The organism is Paraburkholderia sp. GAS38, assembly GCF_050434965.1.
Taxonomy (GTDB): domain Bacteria; phylum Pseudomonadota; class Gammaproteobacteria; order Burkholderiales; family Burkholderiaceae; genus Paraburkholderia; species Paraburkholderia phenazinium_A.
The window spans coordinates 214,524-233,771 of sequence record NZ_JBNDJO010000012.1 but is presented as its reverse complement, the minus strand read 5'-3'; the positions used below and the strand labels follow the sequence as shown (position 1 = coordinate 233,771).

14 protein-coding genes are annotated in these 19,248 nt (G+C 56.7%); 10 read left to right on the top strand and 4 right to left on the bottom strand.

The window, feature by feature from the left end:
- Nucleotides 1–4: 4 nt before the first annotated feature.
- The 3 genes from P3T42_RS26130 to P3T42_RS26120 form a co-directional block, all read right to left on the bottom strand.
- Nucleotides 5–2,887: a DDE-type integrase/transposase/recombinase gene (locus P3T42_RS26130; protein ID WP_429307631.1), complete on the bottom strand. Its 2,883-nt coding sequence runs from the start codon at nucleotides 2,885–2,887 to the stop codon at nucleotides 5–7.
- A 2-nt stretch (nucleotides 2,888–2,889) separates the two neighbouring features.
- On the bottom strand, nucleotides 2,890–3,735 hold the full coding sequence (locus P3T42_RS26125; RefSeq protein ID WP_429307630.1) for a hypothetical protein: 846 nt from the start codon (nucleotides 3,733–3,735) through the stop codon (nucleotides 2,890–2,892).
- Between the two features lie 841 nt (nucleotides 3,736–4,576).
- The gene (locus P3T42_RS26120) at nucleotides 4,577–5,125 is read right to left on the bottom strand and encodes an HAD domain-containing protein (protein ID WP_429307629.1); all 549 of its coding nucleotides are present in this window, start codon (nucleotides 5,123–5,125) and stop codon (nucleotides 4,577–4,579) included.
- Nucleotides 5,126–5,795: 670 nt separating this feature from the next.
- Here P3T42_RS26120 and P3T42_RS26115 point away from each other — a divergent pair.
- From P3T42_RS26115 to P3T42_RS26090, 6 genes are all read left to right on the top strand, one after another.
- A complete protein-coding gene (locus P3T42_RS26115; protein WP_429307628.1) occupies nucleotides 5,796–6,335 on the top strand; it encodes a DUF6471 domain-containing protein in 540 nt (179 codons plus the stop codon).
- A gap of 564 nt (nucleotides 6,336–6,899) precedes the next feature.
- Nucleotides 6,900–7,166: a BPSL0761 family protein gene (locus tag P3T42_RS26110; protein ID WP_429307627.1), complete on the top strand. Its 267-nt coding sequence runs from the start codon at nucleotides 6,900–6,902 to the stop codon at nucleotides 7,164–7,166.
- Between the two features lie 113 nt (nucleotides 7,167–7,279).
- Complete coding sequence (locus P3T42_RS26105; protein WP_211625964.1) at nucleotides 7,280–7,810, top strand: hypothetical protein; 531 nt, start codon at nucleotides 7,280–7,282, stop codon at nucleotides 7,808–7,810.
- 83 nt (nucleotides 7,811–7,893) lie between these two features.
- Nucleotides 7,894–8,193, top strand: coding sequence for a putative phosphothreonine lyase domain-containg protein (locus P3T42_RS26100; protein ID WP_429307626.1), 300 nt, complete (start codon nucleotides 7,894–7,896; stop codon nucleotides 8,191–8,193).
- Between the two features lie 158 nt (nucleotides 8,194–8,351).
- Complete coding sequence (locus tag P3T42_RS26095) at nucleotides 8,352–8,597, top strand: hypothetical protein (protein ID WP_429307625.1); 246 nt, start codon at nucleotides 8,352–8,354, stop codon at nucleotides 8,595–8,597.
- A 23-nt stretch (nucleotides 8,598–8,620) separates the two neighbouring features.
- Nucleotides 8,621–9,445, top strand: coding sequence for an SIR2 family NAD-dependent protein deacylase (locus P3T42_RS26090; RefSeq protein WP_429307624.1), 825 nt, complete (start codon nucleotides 8,621–8,623; stop codon nucleotides 9,443–9,445).
- Nucleotides 9,446–9,786: 341 nt separating this feature from the next.
- On the opposite strand, the gene P3T42_RS26085 is transcribed toward P3T42_RS26090, so the two are convergent.
- Entirely contained in the window at nucleotides 9,787–10,947 is a 1,161-nt protein-coding gene (locus P3T42_RS26085) for a hypothetical protein (RefSeq protein ID WP_429307623.1), read from the bottom strand.
- A 551-nt stretch (nucleotides 10,948–11,498) separates the two neighbouring features.
- Between P3T42_RS26085 and P3T42_RS26080 the strand changes: the two genes are divergently transcribed.
- The 4 genes from P3T42_RS26080 to P3T42_RS26065 all read left to right on the top strand — a co-directional run bounded on the left by P3T42_RS26080 (nucleotide 11,499) and on the right by P3T42_RS26065 (nucleotide 19,232).
- Entirely contained in the window at nucleotides 11,499–13,052 is a 1,554-nt protein-coding gene (locus P3T42_RS26080) for a type I restriction-modification system subunit M (RefSeq protein WP_429307622.1), read from the top strand.
- 16 nt (nucleotides 13,053–13,068) lie between these two features.
- Nucleotides 13,069–14,349 (top strand): restriction endonuclease subunit S, encoded by a 1,281-nt coding sequence (locus P3T42_RS26075; protein ID WP_429307621.1) that lies wholly within the window; start codon nucleotides 13,069–13,071, stop codon nucleotides 14,347–14,349.
- An 8-nt stretch (nucleotides 14,350–14,357) separates the two neighbouring features.
- Nucleotides 14,358–17,444, top strand: coding sequence for a type I restriction endonuclease subunit R (locus P3T42_RS26070; protein ID WP_429307620.1), 3,087 nt, complete (start codon nucleotides 14,358–14,360; stop codon nucleotides 17,442–17,444).
- Nucleotides 17,445–17,669: 225 nt separating this feature from the next.
- Nucleotides 17,670–19,232 (top strand): SIR2 family protein, encoded by a 1,563-nt coding sequence (locus P3T42_RS26065; protein WP_429307619.1) that lies wholly within the window; start codon nucleotides 17,670–17,672, stop codon nucleotides 19,230–19,232.
- Nucleotides 19,233–19,248: the final 16 nt, after the last annotated feature.

Genomic DNA, 19,248 nt, shown 5'->3' with positions numbered 1-19,248 from the left:
TGGGTTAGACGGGACGAGATGTGGGAAGAGCGTCGTAGTTCATCTTGAGGCGTCCATGTGCGAGCTTCGGCACAGGGATGCGCATAACGCTATCGTCGTCCGGTGGCCCGAGCTCAGCGGGGACGGTGATGGGCACTTCGATGGCAGCTGCGATTGCGTCGGCGGGTACGTCGCCGAACGTAAGCGTTTGACCGTAGACTTGGCGCGTAGCAGCCGTGAGGGACGCTGCATCAGGAAGCACGTGGTCGCTAATGACGGCGTAGAGCACTTTCTCGAGGTTCTCCTCGGGTTCGCCACGCATCCGCATCCGGACCTCGTACATGACGTATCCCCACTCGACGTATGTGAGTCTGCGGTACTTCATGAGCAGCTTGGACTGGCATCGAATCCACTTGCCATTAAGAGATGCATAGACGATGCTCACGTCCCACATGTCAATGAGGACCTCGACGCTCTGCGGCCGTACGCCCTTTTCGGCAAACTCGTCGGCCCAATACCAGATGTTCGAAATCTTCACCCCCATCTGCTTGCTGAAGACTCGGGTTGTCCCCTTCGACGGCGGGATACACGTCAGGATGTAAAAGAACGAATCATATGGCGTCAACCGCGCCAAGCGTCGACCAGTAACCGCAAATCGAAGGTTCATGTATTCGATAGGAGCATGGTCATGTGCTGGATGAATGCGGAGGTTGTAGTCCCGGTAGAAGTATTCATCGAGAAGCCCATGCAGTTGAGCAAAGGTCAAGAGGTCCGCTCGAATCGGGTCTACAGACCGCGTGACCGTGCGGACGTTGCGAAGAGCCTTCGTGTTACCAACCAGGTTGTGGATGAGTTCGGTGTTGGTTGTGCCGAATAGTCGTTCCATGACGCCGCCGAAGCGGGACTCGTGCGCCGGTCGGAACTGCAGCGTGATGTATAAGAGGTCGCAAAGTCTGTCGAATGCGTTCGAATGAAATTCCTTTCCGTTATCGACAACGATGACTGACGGAGTGCGCCGGAATATTCGCACCATCGCGCGAATCGCCATCATGCAACTGACGGTGCTCGGTGCATGAATCGACAAATAGAAGCCGAGGACTGCTCTGGTCTCAGCGTCGATAATCAGGGTGAGCCATGGTCTCCTTCGAAAAATTCTCCCGCCTTTGCCTCGAATGGCAACGAAGACATCGAGCTTTGTGTGGTCAATGTGCACACGATGGAACGGCCGGCCGCCGTGTATCTTGTCTTCCAGGTGCAGGTACCATGTCGCAGGCGCCTCGTTGTACGCAACTCTCCCGCCTTGGCGCGCCTTGATGTCGATGTACTTTTTTCTTCGCTCATAAAACGTCTTCCGTGAGATGAGGTCGACATTTGCCGCGTAACTCAGCTCTTTGTATTTCCTGTATGTCGCTCGCCCTCCGGGGTTCGTCGAATTGTTACTCCACTCCGTCGCTTCGCGAATCATGTCGAGCTGACGGTCAGTCACTTGACACCGGCCACCACTTCGACGCTTCGGAGTGGCAGCTCTTCGTCGAGCGGGAAGCGAGTCGCCAGCTTCCCGCATCCGCTTACGTATGCGCTGAATTTGCCGCAGTGAGAGGTTGCAGCGCACCTGCTTGCCAGCGTCAAGGTCTCGAACTATGAGGAAGCGGTTCTTTCCCTCGGCGATTTGATAGTCGGACAATCCCTCGATTCTCGACAGACGCTCGTCAGTCGATTGATGCGAGGAAAGCAGAACGATTTCGCGTTGGAACGTCGCACGCTCAAATTCGGCGACGGGCATGAGTCCGCCGTTGCGCGATTGCTGGTCGAAGTAGTGCACGGCATTTGCATTGACGAGCGATACTTCAAAAACCTCGGGGCGACCGGCAAGCATGAACTCGGTTCCCATCTCGACGTCGAAAGAAATCTTGTCACTAACGGCTTTGGGAACTGGCCTATTGAACTGAAGGGCATCGAGCTGTGCGCGCGATTTACACAACACGACGTCTTGCGGTTCGCTTAGGTCGTCATACTCAAGGTCGACAAATAGCTTTTGATTCGCAATCGCCTTGTACACGTCGTCAACAAGGAACGCATTCGGCGGGGTGTCGACGAGGAGCCTTTCGTTCCAAGGTGTTTCCTCCGGATATGCGTGTGTCAGTAGCAACCCCAGGGTCATCGGGCAGGAATCGCGCGTTATCCGTTCGATTGCCTGCCATGTGTTATCGCTCAAAGGCGCGCACTTTTCGTTCAGAAAGTCCTCGAGGAACTCGAGATTGGTCACGAAGATGGCACCGTTCTCGCTACCCGACCGGAGGCAGAACGTGAATCCCAGTTCCCCAAAAAATCTTTCACGCTCCGGACATCGCCACGTCCCGTCATCGTCCTTGAAGAATCGCCCTGGGTACTTCTCGGCAAGCTTCTCGAGGTCCCTCTCGGCTTTCCATTCCTCCACATAGACACCGTAGGGTGTGAGTCGCAGAATATCGGACGTATAGGGCGTAGGCGCTTGGTATACGGTGATGGTGCCATTGGACAGTTTCCGCATGGTTTCGACATTCAACCGGACCTGCGGTGGCTGACAGTAGAACTCGCGGGTTGTCCCGTCGAAATCGTAACGCACCACTGCGCCGTACTCGGGCTTACGACTTTCTGTCGCTATACGTCTGCGCATCTTTCGAGAGCTGTAGTGAGAAACGACGTTCCCGACGCGTGACTTGACCTTCCGCGATGGGGAATTCGCGCGAGTATTCCAAATGTATTCCTGTCCCTCGACAGGCGTTCCCCAACGTTCGAATTCTTGCCGCAATTCTGCATCCGTATATGGCGGTAGCGCGGTACCAATGGGACATTCGAGCGACCAGCGATTTTCCATCTGCTTCCATTTCGAATCGACGGGGATAGTGGTCGGAATCTGAATAGGCATGGTTAGCTCCTGGTCTGAACAAGGTCTTTGCACGACGAAGGCATCGGAAACCAAAGTTGCTGCAGGTTTTGTCGTGCCAGTCGGTAGCTTTCGGTACTACGGATTTCCGCTTCCTGACAGCGTGTGAAACTCATGCTGTTCAGGGACTGTTGCGAAGGTGCGTTGATTCGAGACGGGCGCAAACGCACGCATAGCTGCTCCCAGTCGCCCGACGCCATGGGGCTAAGCAGCTTTATCTTAAATATGGTCTGCAGGCTGTACCCCTTTGCCAACAGCGACGCGGCGTCGCATGCGTTGATGGCGCTCCTCACATCCTTGCGATGCATGGAGGAAAGGCGGAGGCACAGTTGTTGAAAGTGCTGCAGAGAGGAGACGAGTCGAAATTTGCTACCTGTGCAAAAAACGTCCGACCAAGTCTTAACGAGGTCGCCGTCGAGCCTCCATCCTTGTTGCCGAGCAAGTTCGGCGCTCACGATGTTCAGCTCAAATACGGTGTCGTCGAGGGCGACCAGAAGCTGCGCAGCCGTCTCTTGTCGTTCACTGTTCACGTGCGATGAACGGTTGTTCGTCGTCGACGAAGAGGGCGCGGCGACTGCTTTGCCGGGCAGGGTCGGATTACACAGTCGAGCGATGCTGTCCGGACAGTGGTCCGGCTGACGCCCATTAATTTCGGTTGACCGCGCTTGCTTGCACATCGCCAGAGTGAGTGTCCGTCTTGTCTGTGCGGGTCGCGGCACGTTCACTGAAGTGCTACTACTGGGTGCGGGGAGCTTCGGGAAACTGTCGAGCGCAACAATGAAGTCTGACAGTTCGTTGTCGAAGCCGGATTCGCTGACTTGCATGTTCATGAATTTCCTCGAGAGTCAAAGTGACAGTGCGGCCGGACCCCTCGCGCCAGTCTGTTAACTGGTTGCGATAGACGTGCGTCGGCTTTCGCCGGCAGTCGTCGTCGGCGACGGAGTCAGGCTTCCGGATTACTCCGCGCTAACTAGGTAGCCGCGGTCGACAGCTGCTCCAGACGTTCTGATAGCTGGATTTGCCAGGGGCGTTGAGAGGTAGAGGAGGACTGCGGAAGGGGCCAAACGGAGGGGGGAGGGGACTGCGAGAACTGCGCTGAAGCGGTTGTGGAAAATTGGGGTTGGATGGCTGTCGTTGCCGAGAGCTATGCCGATGTAGTGTCGGCGCTCCCGGGCGACTGGAGTTCGGCGGATTTGGGCAAAGATGTGCGAAGTTCGGGCTCATTTGCTGTCGATTCCACGTTTGTTACGGACGTGAGAGGACCTTGACACCCGGTAAACCGCGTGAGAGCATCACGTTGCTAAGGCGTGGACTCTTTGTTGGGTTCACCGAGGCCGCGGTTCAAGTTCGCTTGGGCTTAGCGGCCTCTTCTCTTTTGTACGACAGAAAAGAAGTAACGCGGTCCGCGTCGCCCATCGGGCAATTTTCAACGTTGCAATTTTCGCGTCGCGTGACCTCCTTAGCTTCTGCCGTGTGATGCAAAATTGTATGTCGGTGCGTGCCGCAAGAGAAGAGATTTTTTGCTACAAGCGACTTCGGTGCACGCACATTAGCACGTCTCGAGGCGGCCTGTAGAACAAGCTTGCACGTATAGCGTTAAATGCGAAATATGCCTACATACAAGGCCTTTTCCTAGCGTCACGAGTCCAAGGGTGCACCCACTTCGCAACGTTAGATGCCATTTGAGAGTCGGCAATGTTGGTGGTCGATTGGTTCGGATGGCTTATTAATTGGCCGAAAACTGTTATGGGTTTTGAGAAAGCTCAATCGTCTCTTAACACTTCGTTGTGCCGCTTGACTTCCTAGACCTTCGGATGGGTCCAGCAGTAAGAGGTTCGGCTCGAGGTCACGGCGGTATCGTGCATGATTGTGGTCAAGAATTATCCACGACCGAGAGCGCTGCCGAGCAATGTGCTGTTCAGCTTCTTCTCGCCGAGAAGGCATGGTTTCGTACGTGCCGATATGCTGGACGGTGCTATCGCTAACGCGAGCAGCGAGCGTCGCAGGCAGGAGGTCTTTGCATACATCAAGGCCGAGATAAAAAGTCCACCACGTGTTGAGCACAATCGCTACCTCATCGAAGTCCTCGAGTGCACCCGCTAGAAGTCCCGCATGCTCGAGAGCGTGATGCCCTGGCGTTAGCAGCGACGGCATGTATCCCTTCTCGTAGAAGACCTGGTCGGGGTGCAGGACGCCATCGAAATTTAGGTACAAAATCATGGCACCTCCTTTAGCGAGACTCAGTTGGAGCTGTAAGTTAATCGGAGTCCAGAAGGCGACGTAGCGCAACCGAGAGCTTGTCGAGATTGCTGGGCGAAGTCGAACCGACCGCTATCGACCTATCGAGGTACTCGAATGGGATGCTCATACGCTCTCCGTCAACGATTGTTACGCGTTGGGGATTCCGACGAGCGATGTCCGACCGCAACAGGTCGATTTTGCTTTGGGCGCTATACGACTTTCGATGCGCTCGGTTGCCTCGCATGGTTGCACCGATGGTCTTCTGTGCTAATTCGAGCGGCAGGAGGCGACGAAGCGTACAGTATCCATAGTCCGCAATTAGCCAGCTATTGAGCACAATCGCAAGGTCGGGTCGGTCGAGGACGTTCTCAACCAAGCATGCAAACAGAATGCTTTGTGACGAATGCTCTCGAGCTGGTTGACTCGGCGGCGAGGAACGAAGTAGCCTGGGAAACAAAAGGCGTTCGGCACCCAAGTACAGAATAGAGTTCATGGTGAAGTCCGACTGCAGAGGACCGAGTTCGACTCATGCTTAGGAGCAGCGTGAATTGGTGAGCATGGGGCAGCGGTCGATGCGAACGGTTCGTCGGAATTTTGGTCTTTGACTTCTCGGCGAATCGCGTGGGTTACCACACATAAAACATAGCTCATGTCAACGCGAAATCAAGCGAAAGTTAGCGAACTCATCGATGGTCCGTGGGAGAGGCTGTCTTCGCGCGCCCTACGCGTCATGCTGACCCGTCGAGACATGAGCTATTCACAACTTGCGAAGGCATTGACGCAGATTGGGGTTGCAGAGTCGGAGCGGTCGATAGAGGGCAAAGTCCATCGTGGAACGTTCCGGCACACGTTCTTCCTGCAGGTTCTGTCGGCTTCGAGTTCTTTGTATCCCGACCGGTGGGCCCGTGCACTCCAGGCCGAAATGAGTTGGGAGGAACGTGCCGCGGCCATTTTGCGCGGGGAGTTGTCCCTTCAACCTTGGCTAGACGGGGTGAAACTCTCGAACCGTCTTGAAGAGATAGGCGTTTGTGTGGAACCCGAGACATTACGTGTGCAGATTGAAGACGGTTCTTTCTCGACCGCACTGTTCCTCCAATGCGCGACTGTCTGTCGTTTTGCAGGCGTTCACCTCTTTCTTGACCAGTTCGACCTGAACGAGGCTGCATTAGCCGGCGCTTCTGCGACCTGAGCGGAATCTCGGCAAAACCCCTTGCTCTTTTCCGCGGCCGTTCTATATTTCCTCTGTAGCTCAAGTCGCGTGGGTCAACCCACGCAAATACGTAAGAAAAAAGTAAAAGTACATCTCGTCTTACGTAGCGTTCACGCAGGTATTCAAGCGATTCCGTGAAGTCTGCGCCTTCCTCGATGTTCGCGCCGAACGGCTACTTCAGTGATTTCAACGCTTGCATATGCCTGAGATGCCAGGAGATAGCGATGCCAGTCTGGCGAGTCGCATCTGTCAACGATGAACCACAGTTGTCGCTGGTTCACTGGAAAATTCTGGAGACGCAAGCAGGGACCCGCCATTTCGCGGGTCAAGACGAGCGCGACCTCACAGGACGTGTTAGCACGCCCATCTTGGAGTTTGACTAGGCGTTAATGCGCGGTACGACCCAGTCAGGTCGCGTGTACCAACTCGTTGGACCAAATGGCTGGTCGGGCAACGCGCAATACCTGTGGGAGCGCTTCTGCGCGCTGAACAACGTGACTTCCTACTCGGACGTCACAAGAAATATGTTCGACGGAGACACAAATGACGACTCCAGCAGAGCGGACTAAAGCCGTTAGGGAGACGCGCGAGCTGCTTCAGGTGCTCACTGAGCCGAATACGGTCGACGTGCCGGGGCTTATTCAAACAGTTGCGAGGAATGTGCTCCGGCACTACCCATCGGATGTCGACCTCGCTATGTCAGCGAGCGCACTTCCGAAAATCTGGGCCCAGCCGACTGTCGCGGGGACTGACGAACTGACAACGTGCGCTCGCATCGTTCCGTTGTTTGCGACGCGGACCGACGAATAGCGTACCAAGCGAGGTCGACCATGCCCCCCCGTCGAGACGGCTCAGCAAATGAACCGTCGTCCCCCGATGCGCATGTATTAGAGCTTCTGCGGAGCGCCGCAGTTGCAGTAACCTTGTTTGACCCCATCGGAGCCCGAGCGCTTCTTAGGCTACCGGATGCCGAAATCGGGCGCCGCTTCAAACGTGCACTCGTGAGAGTTGCGGGGCTGGCCACAGTATTGAACATAGAACAACGTTCGATTCGTGAAGAAAGTGCGCAACGGCGGAATGAGCTAGGCTCAAATCGAGGGGAGTCGACGCCGGCGCGCTTGGTTGCCAACGCAAAGTTAATACACTTCTCTCATTTCTGTGCGGTCATCGGGTTCACCCCTCAACGGGTCAATAAAGAGGTCGCTGCTCAGCGCATCTTCAATGTTGACATCGACGATGAACCGTATTTCCCCGCATTCTTCTTGGTTGAGCAAATTCGACGAAAGGACCTAGCGAAGGTCGTGCGAACGCTTGGTGATTTGGCCGGCTGGGACAAGTGGGGCTTTTTCACTACGCCCAATAGCTCGCTCGATGACCTGACACCGTTGCAAGCGCTCTTCTATGGCGATAGGAAGAAAGTGTTGCGCGTCGCCGCGAAGTTCGCCAAGCAATGAGGAATCTGTCGTCGGCGATTGGCCGCGACACCCTTACCAAAGCGGATTGATATAAAAGCAGCACCAGACGTGAGGAGACTTCCATGAAAGAAGGGATTGGTGCGGGCGAGCGATTGTTCAGGAAATCGGACAAGCCTTCTCAGGACTTGAGTTGCAACTGGCACTATAAAAAGTCCTCGAGCTACAACGACTTCGCCTCCACCGAGGCGACAGGCAAGTGGTGCATCTTTGTGAGTACGACCGACGTGGACGAGGAGTGGAGCAAAATCAGCGAAGCTATCGAGAATGACCAACTGATATGTGCCAAGGTGTCCACCGCTCTGCGCAGCATGGGTCGCGATGGGCACGTCATCTGTGTCTACACGCGTGACCTGGGCCGATAGGCAAGACCTCATCCGCACCCGCGAAGTGCTGCAGTCGCTGGGCTTCGTGAAAGAGCTCGGCTACAAGCGCGACATTGATACACGAAACCGGATTTACGGCTCTGGCGAGTGGTACCTGCGTGCGTAGCCAGCCGCCGCAATCTAACCGGAGAGCCACAATGTCGACGAACGCGAAGATTCCACCGCCACCTGACGCCGACGATTTCCTGTCCACCGCCGAAGCCGCGAAGCTGCTATTCGTTTCCCGTCCACATGTCGTGAAGCTGCTCAAGCAAGACAAACTCAAGCTTCACCACAAAGCTGGGAACACCCAATCCCTGACGAAGGCGTCAGTGCTGGCCTATCAGGCGCACCAGCATGCTGCGGAAAAAGCCTACCAAGCTTCAACAGGTGACAACGAATGAGCGGAATCTAAAGGAGTCTACCCGTGTCCGATTCACAAGATGAGAAGCTGGAAAAAGCTGCCGCCTGGCTGCGAGAAGCAGATGGTCTGCTCATCACAGCTGGCGCCGGTATGGGCGTCGACTCGGGCCTTCCTGATTTCCGCGGTCAGGAAGGTTTCTGGCGCGCGTATCCTGCGTTTCGTCATCACGGCTTCTCGTTCGAGGACATGGCAAACCCTGCAAGGTTTGCGGAGCATCCGAAGCTCGCGTGGGGCTTCTATGGGCACCGTCTGAAGCTCTATCGCGAAACTGTCCCGCACGAAGGCTTCGCGATTTTGCGCCGATGGGCGGACCATATGCCACATGGCGCATTCGTGTTCACGAGCAACGTCGACGGACAGTTTCAAAAAGCGCGATTTGACGAGGACCGCGTGCACGAATGCCATGGGTCGATTCACACCCTTCAATGCCTGAACGTCTGCACAAACGACACGTGGTCGGCTATGCAATTTCTCCCGCTCGTCAATGAGGAGACGTCGAAGCTGGGAAGCCCAATGCCTCGTTGTCCGCGCTGCGGCGCTCTCGCGCGCCCAAATATTCTGATGTTCGGAGACTGGGCGTGGGTTGACGTGCCATATGAAAAGCAACGGCAGCGCCTAGCGGCTTGGATTTCGACCGTGCCGAAGCTGGTTGTCGTGGAACTCGGCGCAGGGAAGGCCTTGCCCACGGTGCGACGCTTCAGCGAGCGCAACGCCCGTCAACGGCTCATTCGGATAAATCTTCGGGAGCCAGATGCAAACCCTTTGCACGGTGTTGGATTCAAGGGCGCAGCCGCCGCGACACTAAAGCTACTCGACGCCCAGTTGTGAGTTGCAAGCAAGGGCACCGCGACGAGCCTACGGGAGGACTCCAAGAAAGCAATGGAGCCTATGGCGTTCGTCGAAGTGGATTCAAGACTCGCAATCAACCGACCAATGAGATGCGCGAGCGCGCATTTTTTGGAACCGCTGGCTAGACTAACTGGGATACGACAGTGCGACTATCAGTCGTCCCGTTACGAATTTCCAAAAACGCAGTCCGAGTGTGCACGCCGGCCGGTGCGGTCTCAATGACACTAGGTTCTGCGTTCGGCGCACCATGGGTTCCAGTCGGGGCTGCATCTCTTCACCTTTGCGGACGTTCGTTAGCTGGCGCCGCAATCTGGCTTGAATTATTCCTCGCCGTAAAGAGGTGGAGCATTGTCGACATCATCCCAGCCACACTCGGTGGTCGGGTCCAGCCAGTCTGCAGCTCGACGAATCCACGCCGCATCTACGACGTCATCGGAAGACTTCAGCTTTTTCGCATCAAACTCGTTTGCGAGGGTGCGCAGCCGGTTCGCCCGCTCAAGTTTCGCCGCCCAAATTTCAACACGCTTCAGCTGCTCCATTGCACGCCGGCGAATCTGTGCGCGCCTTTCTTGTTCAGCAGCCTGAGCAGTGTAGAGGGCCCGCTGCTCGAGAGCCATTTCCGCCCTCACTGAATCGCGGATAATCAGGTGCCGTAGCTTTACGATGAACCCTACAATCTTTGTCTCGAGCGGCGCAGTCCGGGTGTCTGTGATGGTGGCGGTAGCGTACGTGCTGTCCACTGGGAACGCTGCGAGTTCCAGTTCTTTGGTCGATTGGAAGATGCAGCCCGGACGGTGATATCCGTATCTCATCCGCTTGTTTTCGGCCTGCTGCTCCGGCGTGAGCGGGACGGCTTCCTGTCGGGCACGCTCTCTCAGACGGATGGTCAGTTTTGCATCCAGGATGGTGACGTGTGCGGGCTGACTCTCTTTATCACCTTGAGACAGCCGGTACCCCGCTGCGGATAATGTTTCGAGCAAGAGATTCAGGAGCAGGAGAGCGCGTTGGATGTTTTGCTGTGACACCGCGACACGCATGAGCCCTGCGCCATCACAGTAAGGCCAGTCACGAGAATCGCGTTGCTTCCCGTTAAGCTTCTTCTCAATCTTTCTGACGAGCGGCAGACACTCTTCAATCAATTTGCGCAGGTCGATGACGGGCACTTGGGGCGCACCGCTTTCGTCTTCAACGATGCGAGCCTGCAACCGCCGGGCAAGTTCGTCTTCGCGCTCATCTCTGAAGACCGCGCGGCGGTAACTCGTCGCGCCTTTCGTAGGCGGCAATACCGGCTTTTCCATGGTCTTGCCGGCGGCGAGTTTCGCCCAGTAACCCGCTGGCGGTACCGGAATGTCCAGGCTCAGGCATATCTTCCGAAGCCCGACGTCCGAAATGCCGTATCTCTTCGAGACCTTGGTGACGGGTTCCGCCCAGATTTCCTCGTAGAGTTTCTGGCGTTCAAAGTCCTGATGAACCTGGGGCATGCGGCCTACTCCGTATTCAAATGAACAGAGCTAGGGCGCGAAAGGCACCATCCGCCACAACAATGCGACTCGGTCTCGCCTTGCAACAGCCCGCTCTAACGTATCGGTCTTCTCGGGCCAGCTTCTGCATTTTTCGACGACGGTGAGAAACCGTGGAAGACAGTTGTTGCGGCCCCAGTGGCTTTCGCCCAGCCGGTATCACCGTAATTGATAAGTATCAAATCCGGTGAAAGTGTTTGATACCGACAACGCCCGCATATCGGATACATCTACGAACCGGCTGCGTGCAGCGGCATGCTCATGCCATCATGGTCGGACAATCCCTTAACCGCACGCGACAGTGGCGGCGCCCCGTATATTCGCTCGATGGTTCCTGCGCAGGACTGGACATCGAGGTTTGGCTATGTCTGGACACTCCGTTGTGCCGTATCTAAGGCCGCCGGCGAGTCCATATGTCATTCAAGATAGAATCGCTATCAATTTCTTGGTGGCGAGATGCCGGGTTTTCTGCCTGGATAAACACCTGACTATGACCGGACGAATCAGTTCTGATGCTTGATGACATCAAAAAGACCCTCTGGGCAACCGCCGACAAGCAACGCGCCAACATGGACGCTGCTGAGTACAAGCACATCGTGCTCGGCCTCATTTTCCTTAAGTACATCTCCGATACTTTTGCCGCCCGGCGTGCAGAGCTGACGCGCCGCCTTGCGGACGAAGGCGACGAATACTTCCTGCACAACAGTGACGACGAGCTGCTTGCTGACGAGCTTGAAGACCGCGACTACTACCGCGAGGTTAACGTATTCTGGGTGCCCGAATCCGCGCGTTGGGAGAGCCTGCGCGGCGCTGCCAAGCAGACCGACATCGGTAAGCGCATCGACGAGGCGCTGGCGGAAATCGAAGCCGAGAACCCCAAGCTCAAGGGCATCCTGGACAAGCGCTATGCCCGCTCGCAGTTGCCGGACGGCAAACTGGGCGAGCTGGTCGACCTGATTTCGACTATCGGCTTTGGCGAGGACGCCAGCCACGCGCGCGATGTGCTCGGCCAGGTGTACGAATACTTCCTCGGCCAGTTTGCCAGCGCCGAAGGCAAGAAGGGCGGCCAGTTCTACACGCCAGCCTCCATTGTGAAGACGCTAGTCGCTGTGTTGGCCCCTCACCACGGGAAGGTCTACGACCCCTGCTGTGGCTCCGGTGGCATGTTCGTTCAGTCTGAAAAGTTCATCGAAGCACACGGCGGCAAGCTGGGGGACGTGTCCATCTACGGGCAGGAGTCCAACCCTACGACCTGGAGGCTGGCGGCGATGAACCTCGCCATTCGGGGTATCGACTACAACCTCGGGCGCGAACCGGCCGACACCTTCGTGCGCAACCAGCACCCGGACATGCGCGCCGACTTCGTGCTGGCCAATCCGCCCTTCAACGTAAGCGACTGGTGGCACGGCAGCCTGGAAGGCGACCCGCGCTGGGTGTATGGAACGCCGCCGCAGGGCAACGCCAACTACGCCTGGCTTCAGCACATGCTGTATCACCTCAAGGCCAACGGTCGCGCCGGCATCGTGCTGGCAAATGGCTCGATGAGCTCCAGTCAGAACGCCGAAGGCGATATCCGCCGCGCCATGGTGGACGCCGACGTGGTGGACGTCATGGTGGCCCTCCCGGGCCAACTGTTCTTTAACACGCAGATTCCGGCCTGCCTGTGGTTCCTCGCGAAGCAGAAGACCACGCGCCAGGGCGAAGTTCTCTTCATCGACGCGCGCAAGCTCGGCAGCATGATTAGTCGCGTGCAGGCCGAGCTGACCGACGAGACCATCGAGCGCATCGCCAATACCGTCGCCATGTGGCGCGGCGAGGAAGGCGCCGGCGAATACACCGACATCCCCGGCTACTGCCGCAGCGTCAAGCTGGCCGAGATTGCCGAGCACGGCCACGTGCTAACGCCGGGCCGTTACGTTGGCGCCGAGGAGGTCGAGGACGACGACGAAGCTTTTGCCGACAAGATGCAGAAGCTGACCGAAAAGCTCGGCGAGCAGATGGCCAAGGGAGCGGAGCTGGACCAGTTGATTCGACAGAAGCTGGGGTGGGTGGGTTATGACTTCTGAATGGATGGCATCCAGCTTGCTCGACCACTACGAGGTACGGTCCGGGCTATCTAAGCCTGCTAAGGACTTCGGTTCAGGGTACCCATTTTTGACGTTTAAGGACGTGTTTTATAACTATTTCACACCTGAGTTGCTGGGCGACTTTGTTCAATCTACACAAAAAGAAAGAGATAGCTGCTCTGTCCTGCGCGGAGACGTTTTCCTTACACGGACCAGCGAAACGATGCACGAACTCGGGATGAGCTGCGTTGCTTTGCGGGACTACAAAGACGCTACGTTTAACGGCTTCTGTAAGCGCCTTAGGCCCAAGCCTCACAGTGATTTGCTGCCAGAGTACGTGGGGTACTACCTGCGCAGCCCAAAGTTCAGGCAGGCAATGTTGGCATTATCGACCATGTCGACAAGGGCCAGCCTAAATAATGAAATGATTGGGAGGTTAGCGATATCCTTCCCTTCTCGGAAAACGCAGGCTCGGATTTCCGAGATTTTGAAATCGCTCGACGACCGCATCACCATTCTGCGCGAAACCAACGCCACGCTGGAAGCCATCGCCGAAACACTGTTTAAATCTTGGTTTGTCGATTTCGACCCCGTCCGCGCTAAACATGAAGGGCGGCCGTCAGATAGCGTCGACGAAGCAGTCGCAGCGCTGTTTCCAAATGGGTTTGAGGCGTCGGAATTAGGCTTGGTGCCGAGGGGGTGGCGGGTTGGCACATTTGGTGACTTGGCCACGTTGGTAAAAGGCTCGGTAAATCCGCTGCATGCCCCCAACCAAGCATTCGAGCACTATAGTTTACCGGCCTTCGATGCGCACCAACTCCCCGTGCTGGAGTTCGGTACGTCTATCAAGAGCAACAAAACTCGTATGTGCTCGGGCGTTGTACTTCAATCGAAATTGAATCCTCATATACCCCGCGTCTGGTTTCCCCAAAGCGTGGGTATGAGCGCTGTTTGCTCGACCGAATTTTTACCGTGGTTAGCGAAGGCTCCAGCCAGCCCCGAAATTGTGTATTGCCTTTTGCGAAGTCCGGCCTTTGAAGGCGGCCTTCGGACCTTGGTCACTGGTACGTCGAACAGTCACCAACGAGTAAAACCGGACCAAGTAGCTAAGTTGCGGACCGTCCTTGCGACAGCCGAGGTGAATGGTGCATTCACAGCAGTAGTCGAGCCTTTATTGCAACGAGCCGGAGAAAACCGGCTCTTATGCACGCAATTGACGGCGGTACGCGACACCTTGCTTCCTCGCCTGATTTCTGGCCAAATCCGCTTGCCCGAGGCCGAAGCGCTCGTCGCCTGAGTACTACCATGACCGAAGACCAACTCGAACAGGAAGCGCTGGGCTGGCTGGCCGATGTGGGCTATGCTCGCCTGTTTGGCCCGGACCTTGCGCCCGATGGCGCAAGCGCTGAGCGGGCCGATTACCGTCAGGTAGTGTTGGTTGAACGTCTGCGAAGTGCAGCTGCGCGCCTGAACCCGAGCATTCCGTTGCAAGCGCGAGAGGATGCTGTGCAACGGCTGCAGGAGCTGGGCATTCCCGCACTCCTCTCGGCCAACCGGCGCTTCCATGAGTTGCTGGTCGGTGGTGTGCCGGTGGAATATCAACGAAACGGTGAGACACGCGGAGATTTCGTGCGGCTCATCGACTGGGCCAACCTGGCGGCCAACGAGTGGCTGGCGGTCAACCAGTTCGCCATCAAAGGTCCGCACCACACGCGGCGGCCGGATGTAATGCTGTTCGTCAATGGCCTGCCGCTGGTGCTGCTGGAACTGAAGAACCCTGCCGACCAGAACGCCGACATCTGGAAGGCCTACGACCAGATTCAGACTTATAAGGCGCAGATACCCGACGTCTTTCAGTACAACGAGGTCTTGGTCATTTCTGATGGGTCGCAGGCGCGCATGGGCTCGCTTTCAGCCGATGCGGAGCGCTTCATGCAATGGCGCACCATCGACGGCGCTACGCTTGACCCGCTCGGCCAGTTCAACGAGCTGGAAACACTGATACGCGGCGTGCTGGCACCGACCTATCTGCTGGACTACCTGCGCTTCTTTGTGCTGTTCGAGGATGACGGCGCGCTGGTCAAGAAGATTGCCGGTTACCATCAATTCCACGCGGTGCGCGCGGCAATCCAGCAGGTGGTCATGGCATCGCGCCCCGGTGCGAGTCACAAGGGTGGGGTGGTCTGGCATACGCAGGGCAGCGGCAAGAGCATCACCATGACCTGCTTCGCAGCCCGCGTTATGCAGGAGGCGACGATGGAGAACCCGACCATCGTCGTCATCACCGACCGAAACGACCTCGACGGCCAACTTTTCGGCGTGTTCTCACTGGCACAGGACCTGTTGCGCGAGCAGCCTGTGCAGGCCGGCACCCGTCAGGACTTGCGCGCCAAACTCGCCAATCGGCCCTCGGGCGGCATCGTGTTCGCCACCATCCAGAAGTTCATGCCCGGCGGGGACGAAGACACGTTCCCTGTGCTCTCGGACCGAAATAACATTGTTGTCATCGCCGACGAAGCACACCGTACCCAGTACGGGTTCGAGGCACAACTGAAGGGCAAACCGGGCCAGGAAAAGTATCAGGTCGGATACGCCCAGCACCTGCGCGACGCACTCCCCAATGCCACCTTCGTGGCCTTTACCGGCACGCCCGTATCGAGCGAGGACCGTGACACGCGCGCCGTATTCGGGGAGTACATCCACGTCTACGACATGCAGCAGGCCAAGGAGGATGGCGCCACGGTCGCCATCTACTTCGAATCGCGCCTAGCCAAACTGTCGCTCAAGGCCGCGGACTTGCCGCACATCGACGCGGAAGTGGACGAACTGGCCGAGGACGAAGAGGAAAGCCAGCAGGCCAAACTCAAGAGCCGCTGGGCTGCGCTGGAAAAGGTCGTCGGTGCAGAACCCCGCGTGACCGCTGTGGCGACCGACCTCGTGGCGCACTTCGAGGAACGCAACAAGGCTCAGAACGGCAAGGCCATGGTGGTGGCGATGAGCCGCGAGATTTGCGTTCACCTTTACGACGAAATTGTCAAACAGCGCCCCCACTGGCACGACCCGGACCCGGAGAAAGGCGCCATCAAAATTGTCATGACGGGTTCAGCGAGTGACAAGGCGCTGCTGCGGCCACATATTTACAGCGGCCAGGTCAAGAAGCGCTTGGAAAAGCGTTTCAAGGACCCGGCTGACCCGCTGCGCATCGTCATCGTGCGCGACATGTGGCTGACTGGCTTCGATGCGCCTTGCGTGCATACGTTGTACGTGGACAAGCCCATGAAAGGTCACAACCTGATGCAGGCAATTGCCCGGGTGAACCGCGTCTTCAGGGACAAGCAAGGCGGCCTCGTAGTTGACTACATTGGCATCGCCAACGAGCTGAAGAGCGCGCTGAAGGAGTACACCGCCAGCAATGGGCGAGGTCGTCCGACGGTCGACGCGGCCGAGGCCTATTCCGTGCTCGCCGAAAAGCTCGACATCCTGCGCGGCATGCTCCACGGTTACGACTACAGCGGCTTTCTAATCGGCGGACATAAGTGCCTCGCCGGTGCGGCCAATCACTTATTGGGCATTAAAGACGGCAAGAAACGATTTGCCAACACGGCGCTCGCCATGAGCAAGGCCTTTACGCTGTGCTGCACGCTTGACGAGGCCAAAGACGTGCGCGAGGAAGTGGCTTTCATGCAGGCGGTGAAGGTCATTCTCACCAAGCGCGAGCTGAGCGAAAAGAAGAAGACCAACGAGGAGCGCGAACTTGCCATCAGGCAAATCATCAGTTCGGCCGTGGTGTCCGAGAAGGTGGTTGATGTGTTCGAGGCAGTCGGGCTCGAAAAGCCGAACATCGGTATTCTCGATGAAGCCTTCCTCGCTGAAGTTCGCAACTTGCCCGAACGCAACCTCGCCGTGGAATTGCTGGAGCGCTTGCTGGAAGGCGAAATCAAGAGCCGCTTTGCAAGCAACGTAGTGCAGGAGAAGAAGTTCTCTGAGATGCTCGCCAACGTCGTGACGCGTTACCAGAACCGGGCGATTGAAACTGCCCAGGTCATCGAAGAGCTCATTGAGATGGCCAAGAAGTTCCGCGCTGCCGCGACCCGGGGCGAGGAACTGGGCCTGACGGAAGACGAAATCCGTTTCTACGACGCGCTCGCCAACAACGAGTCAGCCGTCCGCGAACTGACCGACGAGACTCTCAAGAAGATTGCACACGAACTCACCGAAAACCTGCGACAGAACATCACAGTGGACTGGTCGGAGCGGGAGAGCGTGCGGGCCAGACTGCGGCTGATGGTCAAGCGCATCCTCCGTAAATACAAATACCCGCCGGACCAGCAGGACGGCGCGGTGGAGCTGGTCCTGCAGCAGGCCCAAGCGCTCGGGGAGGCGTGGAGCTAGCCCGCGCAGCGCCGTGCTTTGGCTGTTGCCTGCGACATCACTATCCACTAAGCATAGGGCATATTCACCTCGCCTACCGACGGAAACGCACGACGCCAGACATCCTGTGTAAAACGTTTGCGCTCGATGGGTAGGACGAGAAGAGCCACGTCGGTGCAAAGGCAGTCACGAACGTCACGGTAGCAGGATAGAATTCTTAAATATTCCTAATTCTTTCCGCGCCCAATGAACATTTCCGAGGTTCTCGCCAAGCAACTAAAAGCGCATAGTTCCGGACCATTCCTATTTGCGGGCTCCGGACTGTCTCGCCGGTACCTTGGGCTGGATGACTGGGCCGGGCTGCTGCGCCGATTTTGCCAGCACATCAAGCCCTACGAGTATTACCTATCGTCGGCAAACGGCGACTTGCCGTCCGTAGCGGTGGCGATGGCCGAAGACTTTCACGAGGTGTGGTGGACGCGTGAAGAATATGCGGCCAGCCGCGAGAAGCATTCGAAGAAGATTGCCGAGCGTACAGGGCCACTCCGCGTAGAGATTTGCGATTACCTCAAAAGCGTCGGAGTTCCGGACCTGAGCGAGAGTGATTTCGCCGATGAGCTCGCCGCACTGAGCCGGTTGAATGTGGACGGCATCATCACCACCAACTGGGACACCTTCTTGCAATCGCTTTTCCCCGACTACAGGGTGTACGTCGGCCAAGATGAGTTGCTGTTCTCCAATCCACAGTCCATCGGCGAAATCTACAAGATTCACGGTTGCGTGAACACACCGAGAAGTCTTGTGCTTACCAGCGTCGACTACAAGGATTTCAACGAGCGGAATGCTTATCTCGCGGCGAAGCTCATTACGATATTCGTCGAGCATCCAGTGATTTTCATGGGCTACTCGTTGAATGACGACAACATCATCTCTCTGCTCAGGGCAATTTGCGCCTGCATCGGGTCCGACAAGCTCCAGCAATTGAACAACAATCTGATTTTTGTTCAGCGTGCACGCGAAGGGGAAGATGATTCGATTTCGCAGACCGTCATCGCGCTTGAAAAAACGCAAATCCCTATCACGCTAATCAAGGCGACATCCTTTGTTGGCGTCTACGAGGCTATCGAGTCGACGAAGCGAAAAATACCCGCCCGCGTGCTGCGTTATTGTAAGGAGCAGCTTTACGAGCTGGTCAAGACAACCGAGCCCCATGGAAAGCTCGTTGTCGTGGACGTTGACCAGGTTAACGGCCGCGACGACATCGAGTTCGTTGTCGGCGTTGGGGTCGCAGCTGAAAGGGAGGAAGAGGAGCGGCGTCGCCTCGGAGATGTGGGATATCGTGGTATCAAGCCAATCGACCTATTTGAAGATGTCATTTTTAGGAACAAAGAGTACGACGCTCGGCGCGTGCTTCTGGAAGCGATGCCCCAAGTTTCAAAAGGTCTCAAATACTTACCCGTTTTTTTCTTGCTGCGCGCTGCTGGGGTGGATGATAGAGAGGAATACGAGTTGTCCGATTATGACGTCGAGAAATACGTCGAGTTGGCGCCTGCTGACTTTAGAGCGAAGAGCTTGGCAAAGGGGTATATGCGGAACTATCGCGAGCTAAGTGTGACGGAGATGATTCATAAGTACACTCCGGAAATTGTCGCTCAGTATCTCCCGTTCACTGAATGGCAGCGAGACGACTATGAGGTCATTCAGAAATTCCTCGCTGCGAACATCGACCGATTCCAGAATTCAAACTACTCCACCGCATTTCGGAAACTGGCCTGCCTATACGACCGTGCTATGTATGGGTGGGAGTGAGGCAACGCGTTTGCGG